This is a genomic window from Bradyrhizobium sp. LVM 105 (assembly GCF_003957705.1).
Lineage (GTDB): Bacteria > Pseudomonadota > Alphaproteobacteria > Rhizobiales > Xanthobacteraceae > Bradyrhizobium > Bradyrhizobium frederickii.
Genome location: NZ_QZMV01000001.1, coordinates 603406 through 616895, shown reverse-complemented (window position 1 = coordinate 616895; position 13490 = coordinate 603406). Strand labels below are relative to the sequence as shown.

At 65.8% G+C, this 13490-nt stretch carries 10 protein-coding genes; 1 reads left to right on the top strand and 9 read right to left on the bottom strand.

The genetic code is table 11. The annotated features are described in order from the left end of the window. Nucleotides 1-975 carry an NAD-dependent epimerase/dehydratase family protein gene (locus D6B98_RS02915; RefSeq protein ID WP_126255426.1) on the bottom strand — a complete coding sequence of 325 codons (975 nt, stop codon included), beginning with the start codon at nucleotides 973-975 and terminating at the stop codon, nucleotides 1-3. Nucleotides 976-991: 16 nt separating this feature from the next. Beyond that, a complete protein-coding gene (hydA, locus tag D6B98_RS02910) occupies nucleotides 992-2461 on the bottom strand; it encodes a dihydropyrimidinase (protein WP_126255425.1) in 1470 nt (489 codons plus the stop codon). A gap of 56 nt (nucleotides 2462-2517) precedes the next feature. Between hydA and D6B98_RS02905 the strand changes: the two genes are divergently transcribed. Then, the gene (locus D6B98_RS02905) at nucleotides 2518-3180 is read left to right on the top strand and encodes an aspartate/glutamate racemase family protein (protein WP_126255424.1); all 663 of its coding nucleotides are present in this window, start codon (nucleotides 2518-2520) and stop codon (nucleotides 3178-3180) included. Here D6B98_RS02905 and D6B98_RS02900 read toward each other — a convergent pair. From D6B98_RS02900 to pdxR, 7 genes are all read right to left on the bottom strand, one after another. Then, nucleotides 3177-3836 carry a flavin reductase family protein gene (locus tag D6B98_RS02900; RefSeq protein ID WP_205680437.1) on the bottom strand — a complete coding sequence of 220 codons (660 nt, stop codon included), beginning with the start codon at nucleotides 3834-3836 and terminating at the stop codon, nucleotides 3177-3179. The genes D6B98_RS02905 and D6B98_RS02900 overlap by 4 nt on opposite strands. A gap of 5 nt (nucleotides 3837-3841) precedes the next feature. Next, nucleotides 3842-4774 carry an N-carbamoyl-D-amino-acid hydrolase gene (locus D6B98_RS02895; RefSeq protein ID WP_126255422.1) on the bottom strand — a complete coding sequence of 311 codons (933 nt, stop codon included), beginning with the start codon at nucleotides 4772-4774 and terminating at the stop codon, nucleotides 3842-3844. 103 nt (nucleotides 4775-4877) lie between these two features. After that, the gene (locus tag D6B98_RS02890; protein ID WP_126255421.1) at nucleotides 4878-6560 is read right to left on the bottom strand and encodes a long-chain-fatty-acid--CoA ligase; all 1683 of its coding nucleotides are present in this window, start codon (nucleotides 6558-6560) and stop codon (nucleotides 4878-4880) included. Beyond that, nucleotides 6557-7852: an aminotransferase class III-fold pyridoxal phosphate-dependent enzyme gene (locus D6B98_RS02885; protein WP_126255420.1), complete on the bottom strand. Its 1296-nt coding sequence runs from the start codon at nucleotides 7850-7852 to the stop codon at nucleotides 6557-6559. The genes D6B98_RS02890 and D6B98_RS02885 overlap by 4 nt, the downstream gene beginning before the upstream one ends. 10 nt (nucleotides 7853-7862) lie before the next feature. Then, on the bottom strand, nucleotides 7863-9443 hold the full coding sequence (locus D6B98_RS02880; RefSeq protein ID WP_126255419.1) for a hydantoinase B/oxoprolinase family protein: 1581 nt from the start codon (nucleotides 9441-9443) through the stop codon (nucleotides 7863-7865). Then, nucleotides 9440-11449: a hydantoinase/oxoprolinase family protein gene (locus D6B98_RS02875; RefSeq protein ID WP_126255418.1), complete on the bottom strand. Its 2010-nt coding sequence runs from the start codon at nucleotides 11447-11449 to the stop codon at nucleotides 9440-9442. Before D6B98_RS02875 ends, D6B98_RS02880 begins: the two co-directional genes overlap by 4 nt. A gap of 428 nt (nucleotides 11450-11877) precedes the next feature. After that, nucleotides 11878-13353, bottom strand: coding sequence for a MocR-like pyridoxine biosynthesis transcription factor PdxR (pdxR, locus tag D6B98_RS02870; RefSeq protein WP_245481217.1), 1476 nt, complete (start codon nucleotides 13351-13353; stop codon nucleotides 11878-11880). Between the last annotated feature and the right edge of the window lie 137 nt (nucleotides 13354-13490).

Sequence of the window (13490 nt, the reverse complement as noted above, 5' to 3'; positions counted from 1 at the left end):
TCAGATCGTCTCCTTGTGCTGCATCCACCAAGCGCTCATCGCGGCCGCCGACTCCGCGCAACCGAACCGGGCGCGCCAGCCGAATTCATGGGCCATCCGCGCAACCGACATCGGCGCCCGATCGCCGCCGTGGAGCTTGATCTCGGTTTTCTCTCCCGGCGCTGCGAGCCGGCATTGCAAGCCCCGATGCAGCGCCGCAAACGCCTCACCCCATTGCAGCGCCGACCAGGCTGTCCCGCTGGAGATGTTGTAGAGACGATGGCGCGGCCGTTCAGCCTCGATCAGCTTCGCCACGGCTTCGGCGGCGTCCGGCGCGTAGGTCCAGTCTTTCACTCCGGCATCCGGCAAGATCGCCGGCTCTCCGCGCGCGAAGGCGGCCAGAATCTGGAACTGGAGGCTTGGCGTATCGCGCACCGCCCCGGGCCGCTCCCATGGACCGAATACGGCGCTCAGCCGCACGCTCAGGAAATCGCCGCCAAAGAGCTCGGCATGGCGCGCCACCGATCGCTCGGACGTGAACTTGCTGACGGCGTAGAACGAGACGGGATCGCAAGGCGTCTCCTCGTCCAGGACGTCGAACCTCGTCCCCGATGCGCCATAGGCCGATGCCGACGACAGATTGACGACCCGCCGAACACGATGGCGGATCGCCGCAAGCAGAATGGGAATCTGCGCCATCACGTTGATTTCGAGCACGCGCGCAGTCGATGCCCGCTCGAGCTCCTCCCCAGCCGTAATCGCCGCGCCGAGCACGATCGCATCGTATCCACCGGCAATCAGGCCCTCGATGCCTTCCGCGTCGGTAATGTCGCCCTGGACGACCTTGAGCCGCTCCCGATAATTGGGCAGCGACCGCTGTGCCGCCGGCGGGAGAGGCGCGCAATCATACAGCGTCACGTCATGGTCACGCGCGAGCAGCACCTCGGCGAGATTGAGGCCGATAAAGCCGGTGCCGCCGAAGATGATGATCTTCATCGCGTGCAATCCATCATCACAGCAATTTTGCTCCGAAATTCCGTTCCGGATCCATGTCGGCCACGAGCCTGCCGGTCGGCTTTGCCGCCTCGCCGCCGCTGCGCGCGAGGAACTTTCCGCTGCCCGGCTTCCCGAAACATTTGTTGCCGTCGATGATCATCCGGCCGCGCGAGAGCACCGAAACCGGCCAGCCCTTCAGCTTGCGGCCTGCGAACGGCGTATAGCCGGCGAGATCGTGCATCATCTCGTCGGCGATCGTGACCTCGCGGTCGGGATCCCAAATCGCGATATCGGCGTCGGCTCCGACCGCAATCGAGCCCTTGCGCGGATGCAGATTGTAGATCTTTGCCGGCGCGGTCGCGGTCAACTCGACGAATTTTTCGAGGCCCAGCCGACCCTTCGACACCATCGCATCGAACAGCAGCGGCAGCCGCAGCTCCAGTCCGGGCAGGCCGTTGGCGACCTGCTTGAAGTTCGGATTGGGACCGGCGCGCAGCTTGCCGGTCTCGTCGTAGCGATAAGGCGCGTGGTCCGACGAGATGGTCTGGAGATCGCCCAGCGAGAGCGCCTGCCAGAGTGCCTCCTGGTCTGCATGCGTCCGCGGCGGCGGGCTGCACATCCATTTGGCACCTTCCGAACCGGGCTTGTCGAGATCGTCCGCAGTGAGGAACAGATATTGCGGGCAGGTCTCGGCGAAGACCTTGAGGCCTTGCCCGCGCGCGTCGCGGATCACCTTGGCGCCCTCGGCGGTCGAGACGTGGAAGATCATGATCGGCTGGTCAATCAGCGCCGCCATGCCGATCAACCGCGTGAACGCCTCGGCCTCCGAGACGCGGGCGTGGCTGACGGCATGATATTTCGGCAAGGCGTAGCCGCGCGCGAGCAGGCGCTTGACCATCCAGGCGATGATGCCGTGGTTCTCGGCATGCGCGCACAGCATCGCGCCGGACTGGCGCGCCGCGAGGAGGATGTCGAGCAGCGGCTCGTCGTCGACCTTGAGCCGGTCGTAGGTCATGAAGATCTTGATCGAGGCATGCCCCTGCTTCACCAGCGCCGGGATGTGCTCCTCGACCGTCTCCTTGGTCGCGTCCGCAATGATCATGTGAAAGGCGTAGTCGATCACGGCGCCCTTCCTCGCCAGCACGTGATAGTCCTCCACCACCTGCGGCAGCTTCATCCCGACATGCTGGGCGGCAAACGGGATCACCGTGGTGGTGCCGCCGAAGGCGGCAGAGACCGTCGCGCTTTCGAACGTATCGGCATTCATGATGCCGGCAGCGGAGAGCTGCTCGATATGAGCATGGCTGTCGACGCCTCCGGGTAGCACCAGCTTGCCGCGCGCGTCGATCTCGCGTTTGGCCGCGGGCAGGCCCTTGCCGACAGCTGCGATGGTCTCGCCGGAAATCGCAACATCGGCCTCGAAGACGTCGGTGGTGGTGGCGACGCGGCCACCGCGGATGATCAGGTCGTAAACTGGTTCAGTCATGAGGCACTCCATGATATACCTGAAACGAGTGATCTCCATTTTGCAGGAAGACCATCATGTCCCGGCCGCGCATTCTCGTCATCAACCCCAATTCCAATCACAACGTCACGCAAGGGCTGGAGGATGCGCTGAAGCCGCTCGACTTCGAGGGCGGGCCGGAAGTGGTCTGCCAGACGCTGGCCGAGGGTCCCTTCGGCATCGAGAGCCAGGCCGACGTCGACAGCGTCGCGATGCCGCTGCGCCGGCTGGTCGAGAGCGACAACAGCTCGGCCGCCTTCGTCATCGCCTGCTACAGCGATCCCGGGCTTCAGGTCTGTCGTGAAGGCACCGACCGTCCCGTGTTCGGCATTGCCGAGTGCGGCGTGCTGACCGCGCTTTCGCGCGCCGAGACCTTCGGCGTCATCGCGATCGCCCAGCGATCGATCCCGCGTCACATGCGCTATCTCAGGCAGATGGGACTGACCGACCGCCTCGCCGGCGAGCGGCCGCTGAACATGAGCGTTGCGGAGACGGCGTCCGGCGAAGGGACGCTCGCCAAGATGATCGAGGTAGGCCGCGCGCTGCGCGACGAGGACGGCGCCCGCGCCATTGTGATGGGCTGCGCCGGTATGGCGCGCCACCGCCGCCCGCTGGAGGACGCGCTGCGCATTCCCGTGATCGATCCGACACAGGCGGCCGTCACCATGGCGCTGGGCACGGTGCAGTTCTCGGCTCACTAGGCGTCCTTCAACTCTTTCTTGTCCTGACGAGCGAGCCATTGCGCATGGCTCTCGCGGACAAGCGCGAACGTATCCCGCTGCGTCGTATAGAGATTGCCGAACATGCGCCCGATCGGCCGGTACGCATCGAAATCGACATACATATTGCCGGCATCGACGAGGCCCTCACGGGCGTGGACCCTGAGCACCTCGCCGATCAACAGCTCGCGATCCGGCGAGAAGTTCAGCACGACGTGGCGCCGGCATTCCAGCGCAAAAGGCGCCGCGGCGAGGCGCGGCACCTTCACGTCCACCGACGAAAGCGTGGCAAGGCCGGTCGCGGCGACCTCGCTGTCGCCGGAGGGGAAATCGACCGCGCAGTCGTTCATCGCCACCGACAGCGCTTCATCCACCATGTGCACGACGAATTCGCCGTCGCGATGGATGTTGCGGGTCGTGTCCTTCGGGCTGTGATCGGGCTTGTGCTGCAGCCCGAGCACGATCAGCGCGGGGCTTTCCGAGAAGACGTTGAAGAAGCTGAACGGCGCGGCATTGACAGCTCCGTTCTCGTCCAGCGTCGTCACCAGCGCGATCGGCCGCGGCACCACAACGCCGCAGAGCAGCTTGTAGCGGTCACGCGCGTCAAGCTCGCGCAGGGAGATGCCCTTGTCAGCCATCGGCGTCACGTCTCCGGCGGCGGCACCGCGCCGGTCTGGCTGGTGATCAGGCCGTAATGCTCGATGCGGCGATGCCGCGCGAAATCGAAGATCGTGGACTTGCCGAAGGTGGTGGCATCGAGGTCGCAGGGATGGACCAGGACCTCGTCTTCCTCCGTCTTCGCTTCGGCCACGATCTCGCCGTTGGGATCGACGATCAGGCTGCCGCCGAACAGCGGGTGGCCGTCCTCGATGCCGGCCTTGGCCACCGCGACCACCCAGGTCGCGTTCTGGTAGGCGCCGGCCTGCACCGAGAGGCGATTGTGGAACAGGCGCTTTTCGACGCCCTCTTCGCTCTTCTCGGCATTCACCGATGGCGTGTTGTAGCCGATCAGCACCATCTCCACGCCCTGCAAGCCCATGACGCGATAGGTCTCGGGCCAGCGGCGGTCGTTGCAGATCGCCATGCCGATGATGCCGCCCAGCGTACGCCAGACCTTGAAGCCGAGATCGCCCGGCTCGAAATAGCGCTTCTCCAGATGCTGGTGCGAGCGTTTGGTGTCGTATTCCACATGGCCCGGCAGGTGAACCTTGCGGTATTTGCCGACGATCTTGCCGGACTTGTCGGTGAGAACCGCGGTGTTGAAATGATGGCCGTCCGGCGTCAGCTCCGCATAGCCGAAGTTCATCGCCATTCCGTGCTGCGCGGCACGCTCGAACAGCGGCCTTGTCGCCGCGTTCGGCATCTCCCGCTCGAACCAGACGTCGAACTCGGCCCGGTCCTCGACATACCAGCGCGGGAAGAACGTCGTCAGCGCTAATTCGGGATAGACGATCAAGTCGGCGCCTTTGCTCTTGGCCTCGTCCATCAGCGCGATCATGCGCTTGACCACGGCCTCGCGGCTGTCGGCTTTCTGGATCGGGCCCATCTGGGCGGCGGCGACATTGACGATTCGCATCAGCGAGTTCCTGGTGATCTCTCGGGGGAAGCAGCGGCTTCAAGGTTGTTCCGGCGCACGCAGCATAACGTAGCCCAGCGCCGATTTCCCAGCCAAGCAGCTTTCATGCCGTCCGTCCCCATTCGGCGTCCTGCAAAAGCCGCCAGTTGACCTTGTTGCTTGCAGTGCGCGGCAGGGACTCGACGAAGACGACGGCTCGCGGCGCCTTGTAGCTCGCCATCGCGCCCCGCGCCCAGCCAATGATGTCGTCGGGCGATGTCGTTGCGCGCGCGGTCTCGTCCAGAACCACCAGTGCCTTGACGGTCTCGCCGCGGTAGCCGTCCGGCGCCGAGACGATGCAGCATTCCCGGATAGCGCCGTTCTGATACATCGCGGCCTCGACCTCGGCTGGCCAGACCTTGAAGCCGCTGACATTGATCATCCGCTTCAGGCGGTCGACCGCGAAGAAATAGCCTTCGGCATCGCGGTAGCCGAGATCGCCCGTACGCAGGAACCGCTTGCCGTCAAGTTCGATGAAGGCCTCGGCATTCGCCTGCGGCCTGTTCCAGTACCCCTGCAGCACCTGCGGCCCGTGCACGACGATCTCGCCGACGACATTGTCGTCGAGCTCGACCAAACTCTCGGGATCGATGATCCGCGCATGCGTCTCGTGCACCGCGATGCCGAGGCATTGCCGCCTCGGCGCGGCCATCGGGTTGAGGTGCGTCGGCGACATCGTCTCGGTCATGCCATAGCCCTCGACGAAATCGAGGCCGAAGCGCCCCTTCAGCCGCTCAGCGACCGCCGCCGGCATCGCCGCGCCGCCGCCGGTCAGAACCTTGAGCTTCGCAAAGCATTTGTCGCGAAACCGGGCGCTGGCGAGCACGTCCACGATCATGGTCGGCGCGGCATTCCAGAACGTCACCCCATGGGTCTCGAACAGATCCGGCAACAGATCCTTGTCCCAGCGCGCCATCAGGAGCAGCGTGGCCCCAGTGACCATCGCCGCATTCATCGAGCCCTGCATGCCCGCCACGTGGAACAGTGGCATGAACCCGGTCATCACGGCGCTGCGGTCCAGCTTGTACCAGCGCGCTTGCAGGACAGCCGTAAACAGCGCGCTGCGATGCGTATGCATGCACGCTTTGGGCTTGCCCGTGGTGCCAGACGTGTAGGGCAGGATCATGAGATCGTCCGGACCTGCGGTCATCACACCCGGCTGCAAGCCTCGTGCGATCGCGGACGACCAGGAATGCCAGCCCGGCGATGACGGCACCTCCGCCTGCGCTTCCGTGACGCAGGATGGCAGCGTATAGGGCGTCGCGGCTGGAATCTCGTCGCGATACTGCGCGACAATCGCATGCCTGATGGCCTCGCCCAGCAGCGGGGCAAACACATCGCTCAGTTCGCTCCCGATGATCGCGACCTTGGCCCCGCTGTCCACGGCGAGATACGCAATCTCGGCGGTCTTGTTCATGGGATTGACCGGTACGATCACGGCGTCCGCCCGCATCACCGCGTAGTAGGCGATGACATATTGCGGCGAGTTCTGAAGCGCGATCATGACGCGGTCGCCGCGCTTGACGCAGCAGGCGCCTTGCAGGAAGCCGGCCATGGCATCGACGCGGTCGCGCAGCTCGGCGTAGCCCATGCCAGCGCCGTAAAACACCGTCGCCGGATGCGACGGGCGTTCGCGTGCAGCACGCGCCAGCGCATCGTAAAGCGTCCCCTCCGGCATCGCGAGATGCCAGGGCTCATCCGCGGGCCAGGCCGGCGAAGGGCGGAGTATCGTTTGGTCCGCGCTCACCCGTGCTCCTCGTCGGCAGCATCGAGGCCGTGGTCAAGCGCGTCCAGAAGCTGGTCAGCCTCGCGCCCGGAGATGATCAGCGGCGGCGCCAGAAACAGCGAGGTCTGCTCGCCGCTGGTGCCGATCACCGCACCGGCTTCCAGCGCCCGCTCCGCGACGCGCGAGGCGATCGGCACCTCCGTGGTGTCGGCATGCCAGGTCCGCCAATCCGGCCCGTGCAGCTCGACCGTCCAGTGCAGCCCCTGCCCCGCGACGCGCTGCACGCTCGGATGCTTCTGCGCGATCGCGAGCAGGCGGCGGATGAACAGCTTCTCGAGCTGCTGCACACGCTCCAGAATCCCGTCCTCGGTGACAACCTTAAGATAGGCGCTGACGGCCGCCATGCTGATGGGATGGCCGCGCAACGTGCCATAGTTCTGCCAGCTCGCACCCTTGAGCTGCTCAACGATGTTCTTGGAGACCACGACCGCAGCTACAGCGGCGGCGCCACCGCCGAGCGACTTGCCCAGCGTGACGATGTCCGGGCGACTTTGCGCCCCCTGGAACGCGAACCAGCGGCCCGCGCGCCCGGCGCCGGTCACGACCTCGTCGGCGATCCAGTAGGAGCCCGCCTGCCGCGCGCAACGCGCCACCTCGTCCTGATAGGCGCCGTCGTAATAGATGCCGCCTTGGGTGTAGTCGATGATGGTTGCCGCCGTGTCCGAGAGCAGCCGCGTGGCATCTGCGAGATACTCGCTCGGCGGCGTATTGTTGGCCGGCGCGCCGTAGATCGCGCCATCCGGCGCCGGCAGGATCCGCACCGGCGCCATCGGCGCCGGCAGCTTCGAACCACCGGCATGCACGGCGAGCCCGCCATGCCATTGCGGCTGCACCGTCATGCTGCGCGACAGGCCGGTGATGCCGTGATAGGCGCGTTCCCGCGTGGCCAACGCGGACCGCTGCATCAGGGCCTGACAGAGCGACAGCGCCATGTCGTTGGCTTCGCTGCCGCTGATGCAGAAGCGCACCGCGCCGACCCAATCCTCTTCACCCTTGAACGCAGTGGCCATCAGGTCATCCGCGGCCTGTTCGCGGCCCACCCAGGTCCAGCCTTCGTTGACGACGGGCGTATCCGCCGCGCGGCGGATCGCCTCCACCATTGCGGGATGGCGATGGCCGAGACCGCCGCCGGTGTTGCTGCCGTCGATCAGCTTGCGGCCATCGGACAGGTGGAAGTAGACGCCCTCGCCGCCGACCACGGCCATCGGCGCGGCGTCGCCCGCATTCAGCCCGGTTCGCAACAATCTGCTCATCGCAATCCCCTCACTCTACAGCTGCAGCGCCATAACCGCCGCCGCCGCACATCTCGATCGTGACGAGATCGCCTTGCTGCAGCACCAGGTTCGACTTGCCGTCGATCGCGACGTTCGCGCCCTGCCTCACCAGTGAGATACGGCACGCCTTGCCGGATTCGCCGCCCTGCATGCCCCAAGGCGCAATCACCATCCTTTCGATGCAGGTCGTCAGGTGCATCGAGGGTGCGAGGATGCGATAGGTCCGAACCGAACCGTCGCCGCCGCGGTGCGCCCCCGCGCCGCCGGATTGTCGGCGGATGGCCTGCTGCTCCAGCCGGATCGCGTAATTCGCTTCGATCACCTCGACCGGCGTATTCGAGGTGTTGGACAGATGCACCCGGGTTGCCGACATGCCGTCCCGATCGTGGCGCGCGCCTTCGCCGCCGCCGTGAACCTCGTAGAGCATCTTCCACGATCCGTTCGGCCGCGGCTCGGCGAAGAACAGAACACCCGCCGTGGTGGCGCCGCCGGCCGACAGGCGCTCGGGAATGGTGTCCTGCATCGCGCGGAAGATCGCGTCGACGATACGCATGGACGTCTCATGGTTGCCGGCCGCGACGGACGCCGACCAGCCGGGCTCCAGGATCGAGCCCGGGCGCGTGATGATGGTCAAAGGCCTGAGCGCGCCTGCGTTCTGCTGCATGTCGCGCCCGCTCATGATGCGCGCGGCATAGGCGGCGGCCGAGCGCGCCATGAACGGTGTCGTGTTGCAGAAGTTCGAGACGCGATCGCAGCTTCCGGAGAGGTCGAAGGTCGCCTCGTCGCCGCGAATGGTGATCTTCACATGGATGCGCGCCGGCGCGTTGTTGTCGCTGCCGTCGTCGAGGTAATCCTCGCCCTCATAGACGCCGTCTGGAAGATCGCGCAGCGCCGCGCGCATCTCGATCTCGGAGAGATCGTGCAGGCGCGACTGCGCGGCCGTGAACACCGCCTTGCCGTGCTCGCGGCAAAGCTCGACGATGCGCCGCTCGCCGGCCTTGGTCGCGGCGATCTGGGCGAGGAGGTCGCCCTCGCAGGATTCGGCATCGCGAACATTGGCCTTCAGCAGTTGCACGATCGCCGTGTTGATGCCGGCCGCAGTCGCGATCAGCACCGGCGGAATCCGCATCGCCTCCTGGAAGGTGTCGATCGCCTTGGCAAAATAGCTGCCGGGCCAGGTGCCGCCGATGTCGGGCCAGTGCGCGAGGCTGACCGCGAAGGCCACGATGTCGCCGTCGACGAAGACGGGCCGCACGACCTTGACGTCGTTGAGATGATTGCCGCCGAGCGCGCCGACATTGTAGATCAGCACGTCGCCGTCGTTCAGGCTGTCGCGCGGCACCACCTTCAGCAATTCGGGAATGGTGTAGGCCATCGCGCCGAGATGGATCGGGATGTCGCGCCCCTGCCCGACCAGACCGCCGTGGCCGTCGGTGATCGCGGACGACAGGTCACCGGCCTCGCGCAACAGCGGCGAGCGCGCCGAGCGCGTCATCACCAGGCTCATCTCCTCGGCCGCGGCGGAAAGCCCGTGCCTGATGACCTCGACAACGAATGGATCGAGCTTCATGCCCTCCTCCGCGTCAGGAACAGATTGCCCGTCGCATCAGGCTTCGCCTGCCATCCGGGCGGCACGACCACGGTCGACCACGCGTCTTCGATGATCGCAGGGCCGTTGACGATCTCGGTTAGCGCCGCGCGGTCGACGATCGCTGTCGCCGTCTCGGGCAGACCATCAAACGAGCAGACACGCGTGCCCGTGGATACCGCCCTCACCGCCGTCGCCGGCCGGCTCACGACGGTTGTCGACGGCCGGCGGGCCTGCACCCGCACGGACTCGATGACGCAAGGCTCGCCGGTCGCATAGCCGAACAGCTCGTGATGCCGCGTCAGGAAATCCTGCTTGAGCCTGGCGACGTCCAGCGGCAAGGCGAAAGACACCGGAATGGCATCGTTCTGCGCTACATAGCGCATCAACGCGGCCAGCTCGACCTGGATCTCCGCCTTCGCAACGCCATTGGCGAGCAGCGGCGCGGATGCATCGGCGATCAGGGCCTCGATCCGCTCCGATACGCGCGCGAGATCGATGCCGTCGAGGGCGGCGCGAAGAGTCTGCTGCTGGAGGAAGCTGAAATCGGCCGTGAGGCAGCCCAGCGCCGAGAACGCGCTCGATGCGCTGGGCACGACGACCTCTGTGATTCCATAGAGATCGGCGAGGCCCGCAGCATGCATCGGGCCGCCGCCGCCGAAGGCAAGCAGCGTACAGTCGCGCCCGTCGATGCCGCGCTCGACCGTGACGCGGCGGAGCGCGCGGGCCATGGTCGCATTCGCGACCTTGATGATTCCTAGCGCCGTTTCGGTGAGGTCGAGTTCGAGCGCGCGCGCGACCGGTCCGATCACGCGCTTCGCGGCCTCGATGTCGAGGCCGATACGGTCGCCGAGTTTCGTCTCGGGATTGAGATAGCCGAGCACGGCATTGGCATCGGTGATCGTCGGCTCACGACCGCCGCGACCATAGCACGCCGGTCCCGGCTCGGAGCCGGCACTCTGCGGGCCGACCGTAAGGCCGCCGGGGCCGCTGCGGACGATTGATCCGCCGCCCGCGCCGATCGAATGCACCGCGAGCATCGGCTGGCGCAACGGCTTGTCGCCCAGCATGCGACCGTCCGTCATCTCGGCCTGGCCGTCCACGATCAGGCAAACATCCGTCGTGGTGCCGCCCATGTCGAAGGTCAGCATGCGCGAGGCGCCGAGCTGGCGCGCGATGGCGACGGAAGCGGAGACGCCGGCCGCAGGCCCCGACATCGCCATCACCAGCGGCCGGCGTTTCACCGCCGAAATCGGGATCATGGCGCCGGCGGAATGAAACACCTGGAGGCCGGGGCCGATCGGCAGCCGCTGCTCCAGCTCGCTGAGATATTCCACCGCGATCGGCATCGCGGCCGCGTTGAACACGGTTGCCGAGGTCCGCTCATATTCGCGCGCCTCGGGATTGACCTCGTGCGACAGCGAGACATGTGCGACAACTTCCTTGAGTCGCTCGCCGAGCATTTTTTCGTGCACCGGATTGGCATAGGCGTGAAGCAAGGCCACGGCGACGCTCTGCACGCCGGTACGCTTGAGCCAGGCCACCAGACGCTCGATCTCCGCTTCCTCCAGCGCCTTCAGCACCCGGCCCTCGTGGTCGAGGCGTTCGGCGAGCCCAAAGCATCGTTCCGGCGGCACCAGGGGCGGCGATTTCGGCGGGATATCGAGGCGATAGAGATCGCGGCGGCGGTAGCGCGCGATCTCCAGCACGTCGGCAAAACCCGCGGTCGCGACCAGCGCCACCTTCGGCAACCGGCCCTCGACGATAGCGTTGGTGACACGCGTGGTGCCGTGGACGAAGCGTTTGACCTCGCTCTTGCGCAGGCCAACCGCGTCGATAGCCTCCAGCATCGCCTGAACGGGTGCGTCGGGCCGCGACGGCACCTTGGCGGTCCGCACTTCCGCGGAATCGCGCCGGATCGCGACGATGTCGGTGAAGGTGCCACCGATATCGGTGCCGACCTCCCAGTGATTGCCGGAATCGCTCATCTGCTCAGTCAGCTACGCGTCCCGTCCAGACCAGACGCCGGGTGCTTCCGACCCATCGCAAAGTCCAATGCCAAACCGAGAGCGCTCATCATGCATCCGCTGTCATGCCACCGACCGGAAGCGTGCGACAGAGCGATAGGCGGGGGATAGAGCCAGAGTTGTCCCAATCCGCTAGACCAGCACGCGACGTTAGCCGCGCGCCGCGCCGGCTGCTGCACGTTTTGATGCAGCGCTGCCCGCGGCGACGGCAGGCGAGCGCGGACCGGTCCACGCGGGAAAAGTGCAGCGTGCCAGAGATTTCTCGGCACAAATCGCGGGATCCGCTGCCGCGCAATCCGAACGCGTCAAATCCTCTGTCTAATTTGCAGGCGACCGACCCGGCCCGGCGGGATGTTCGCCTGGCCCCGGAGCTATGCATGGCGATCGGCTCAGCCTCTCTTTATTGCAGCAGCAAGGGAAGAGATTGGCGGTTTGGATGGTGCATTGCGCGAGCCGCTGCCGATGCAAGCCACCACTCTCGCAAGCAGCGGCGAGGCGTCCTCGACGCGCAGACGTCCGTAGCCGAACACGAGGCCCTGTCGCGTCGGTTGCTCCAGAAAATTCTGCGAGAGCGGCTGGACGTGGATGCCGGCCTGTTTCACGGCAGCCGCCGCTTCGCGATCACTCATCCGCGCTTGCATCGCCTCGGTGAAAAGCGCGACGAGATGCAGCCCGGTGACGGCGGAGGACACGATCAGATCATCCGGCGCCTGGGCCGCGATCGCCTCGATCAGAGCCTTTCGCCTGCTCGCATAGACCCGGCGCATCGCACGGAGATGTCGCAGCAGGTGCCCTTCCCGCATGAACTCGGCCAAAGCGAGCTGTCCGATGCCGGAAGTGTGCACGTCGATCCGCGCGCGACCCCTGGAAAATCCGGCGATGAAATGCCTATTGGCGACCATGTAGCCGAGCCGCAGATTAGGCATCATCATCTTGGAGAAGGTGCCGAAATAGATCACCCGTCCCTCGCGATCGAGCGAACGCAAAGAGGCGATCATGCTGTCCTGATGTCTGAATTCCGAATTGTAGTCGTCCTCGATCACCCAGACGTCGTTCCTGCTGGCCCAGTCGAGCAACTCGAGACGCCGCTCCAGGCCCATGCTGACGCCGAGCGGATATTGGTGCGACGGCGTGACCACGATCAGCTTCGCGCGCGGTGCACGCCTGATGCCCTCCGAAACGACGAGGCCTTTGTCATCGACGGGAATTGGAACGAGCTTCGCGCCGGCTGCCGTCAGTGCCCCTCGGGCCTCGATGAAGCCGGGCTCCTCGACCCAGACCTCGTCTCCGGGATCGAGGATCATCCGGCTGCAGAAATCCAGCGCACCCGACGTACCGGGCGTGACAACGACCTCTTCCGGCGAGCAGACCAGCCCTCGCACCGAGCCGAGAAAATTCGCGATCTCGCTCCGCAGCCGCGGGTGACCTTCGGCAGGAAGGTCGAGGCACTCCTGTTCCCTCGGATTTTGCCAAGTCTGGCGCAGCAGGCGTGACCATTCCTTGAAGGGAAATGTCGAGATGTCGGGCGCGCCAGGCGCGAACACGGACGGCCAATTGGTCTCGTAATCCAGACCAAGCAGCGATCGCCAGCGCTTCGACATATTGGCGGGCCCAGCCCAGGGCGGCGCAGTAGGCGGCGGTTCTGCATACGGCATCGCGACGGACGCCACCAGCACGCTGCCGCGTGGCGTCGATTCCAGATACCCCTCGGCGTAAAGCAGATCCCACGCGGTCAGCACCACCGTGCGCGAGCAGCCCAATTCCCGCGCGATCTCTCGCGAGCCCAGGAACTGCGTTCCAGCCGGAAAGGCACCGCGTAAAATGCAGCCGCGGATGTGGGCCGCAATCTGCAAATGCAGTGGCACGCCCGACGTCCGGTCGATATGCATTCCCGCAAGGGATACTCGCTTGCCCGGGTGACGATCTCTGTCCATCGCGTGGAGACTGCTGTTGGAACGGCCGGCGATGGCCGCCAGCGTTCCCTCAGGATGGGCCAGAAGCG

Excerpts from the sequence above, each read along its gene's own strand:
- D6B98_RS02885 (WP_126255420.1), bottom strand. The coding sequence starts at position 7,852 with ATGAGCAGATTGTTGCGAACCGGGCTGAATGCGGGCGACGCCGCGCCG.
- D6B98_RS02875 (WP_126255418.1), bottom strand. The coding sequence starts at position 11,449 with ATGAGCGATTCCGGCAATCACTGGGAGGTCGGCACCGATATCGGTGGC.
- hydA (WP_126255425.1), bottom strand. The coding sequence starts at position 2,461 with ATGACTGAACCAGTTTACGACCTGATCATCCGCGGTGGCCGCGTCGCC.
- D6B98_RS02895 (WP_126255422.1), bottom strand. The coding sequence starts at position 4,774 with ATGCGAATCGTCAATGTCGCCGCCGCCCAGATGGGCCCGATCCAGAAA.
- D6B98_RS02880 (WP_126255419.1), bottom strand. The coding sequence starts at position 9,443 with ATGAAGCTCGATCCATTCGTTGTCGAGGTCATCAGGCACGGGCTTTCC.
- D6B98_RS02905 (WP_126255424.1), top strand. The coding sequence starts at position 2,518 with ATGTCCCGGCCGCGCATTCTCGTCATCAACCCCAATTCCAATCACAAC.
- D6B98_RS02915 (WP_126255426.1), bottom strand. The coding sequence starts at position 975 with ATGAAGATCATCATCTTCGGCGGCACCGGCTTTATCGGCCTCAATCTC.
- D6B98_RS02900 (WP_205680437.1), bottom strand. The coding sequence starts at position 3,836 with ATGGCTGACAAGGGCATCTCCCTGCGCGAGCTTGACGCGCGTGACCGC.